Here is a 1,805-nt window from a genome sequence, read left to right as displayed (position 1 = left end):
GGCAACGCCCCGCGACCAGGGCCCCGGACACCGTCCGGGGCCCTGGTCGCGCGCCTGGTCGCGCGCCCGGTCGGGCGCCCGACCGCCCTTGTCGCGTACCCGACCGTTCGTCTTTGCCAAAGCTTAACCACTCGATATTTGACACTCTGAAGTATCTCCCTGCATGGTTACTTCAGTTCATTCACTATGTACGGGAGGAAGCAACCGTGAGTGAGGCACCACAGCCCACCACCGCGGCCGAGAAGCAGAGCAGCGCCCGGGTCCTGCCGGCCCTCATCCTGGCGATGCTGTCGTTCAGCGTGGTGCAGACCGCGGTCGTCCCGATCCTGCCCTCGCTGGCCAAGGAACTGAGCGTCTCCGCCTCCAGCATCACCTGGCTGATGACCGCCAACCTGCTCTCCGCAGCCGTGCTGACTCCCCTCCTGGGCCGCTTCGGCGACCTCCGGGGCCGCAAGCCGATGCTGCTGATCTCGCTGGCCGGCCTGGTCGCCGGTTCGGCGCTGGCGGTCAGCACCCACTCCTTCACCTGGCTGGTCGTCGCCCGTGTCCTCCAGGGCGCCGGCGGTGGCGTCCTGCCACTGGCGATCAGCATCGTCCGGGACGAGCTGCCCAAGCGGAAGGTGACCGGCGGCGTCGCCGCCATCAGCGCCTCGATGGGCGTCGGCTCCGGCCTCGGCCTGGTCGCCACCGGCCTCCTGCTGGAGCACTGGGACTACAAGTCGATCTTCTGGATGGGCCTGGTCTTCGGCCTGATCGCGATCGCCCTGGTCGCCTTCCGCGTCCCGACCGACCCGGTCACCGACAAGGAGGGCGGCGCCGACCCGCTCGGCGCCCTCACCCTGGCCGGCTGGCTCTCCGCGCTGCTGGTCGCGGTCAGCCAGGGCAACCACTGGGGCTGGACCTCCAACAAGACGCTCGGCCTGTTCGCCGTCGCCGCCGTGGTCGCCCTGGTCTGGGGGATCATCGAGACCAAGGTCGCACACCCGCTCGTGGACATGAAGATGATGGCCCGTCCGGCCGTCGCCTTCACCAACGTGGCCGGCCTGCTCATCGGCTTCGGCATGTACGGCTCCTTCATGGTCATCAGCAACTTCGCCCAGACCCCGGAGAAGCTGACCCACTACGGCTTCACCGCCAGCGTGCTGCACGCCGGCCTCCTGCTGCTGCCGTCCGCGATCGGCTCGATGGTCGCCGCCCCGGTCGGCGCCCTGCTGATCGCCCGTCGCGGCCCGCGTCTGCCGCTGGTCCTCGGTGGCGTCCTCGGCGCCGTCGCGATGGCCTACCTGGCCGTGCGCCACGGGCACGAGGGCGACATCTACACCGCCTCGGCGATCTTCGGTCTCGGCGTCGGCCTCGCCTTCGCCGCGATGCCGGCCTACATCAACGGCGCCGTCCCGGTCGAGCAGAGCGGCATCGCCAACGGCATGAACTCCGTGCTGCGCACGGTCGGTGGCGCGATCGGCACCGCCGTCATGGCCGCCATCCTGACCGGCGACACCATGAAGCTGCCGCCGCAGATCCCGCTCTCGCTGCCCACCCTGGACGCCTACAAGCATGCGTTCTGGACCGCGGCCGTCATCTGCGCCGTCGCCGGCGTCGTCCCGTTCCTGATCCGCGGCGGCACCGCGGCCGCCACCGCGACGGTCGCCGGCGGCGCGGCCCGGCAGGACTCCAGCCCCGAGCTGGTCAAGACCGACGCCTGACAGGGCGTCCGGCCCCCGCGCTCAGGGACAGGGCGCGGGGCCCGGCCTCCGTACGTCGCGAGGGCATCACGAACGTACGGGGTCCGGCACGGTGATCGGCCC

General features: G+C 70.9%; 1 protein-coding gene. It reads left to right on the top strand.

All coding sequences use genetic code 11. The annotated features are described in order from the left end of the window. Positions 1 to 206: 206 nt before the first annotated feature. Positions 207 to 1,703, top strand: a complete 1,497-nt coding sequence (locus tag ACIQOV_RS40010) for an MFS transporter (protein WP_401055870.1) — start codon at positions 207 to 209, stop codon at positions 1,701 to 1,703. The last annotated feature ends 102 nt before the right edge of the window (positions 1,704 to 1,805 follow it).

The organism is Kitasatospora sp. NPDC091257 (assembly GCF_044757675.1).
GTDB classification, from domain to species: Bacteria; Actinomycetota; Actinomycetes; order Streptomycetales; family Streptomycetaceae; genus Kitasatospora; species Kitasatospora lactacystinica.
The sequence above is the reverse complement of the archived record's forward strand: the minus strand, read 5'-3'. Positions and strand labels throughout refer to the sequence as shown.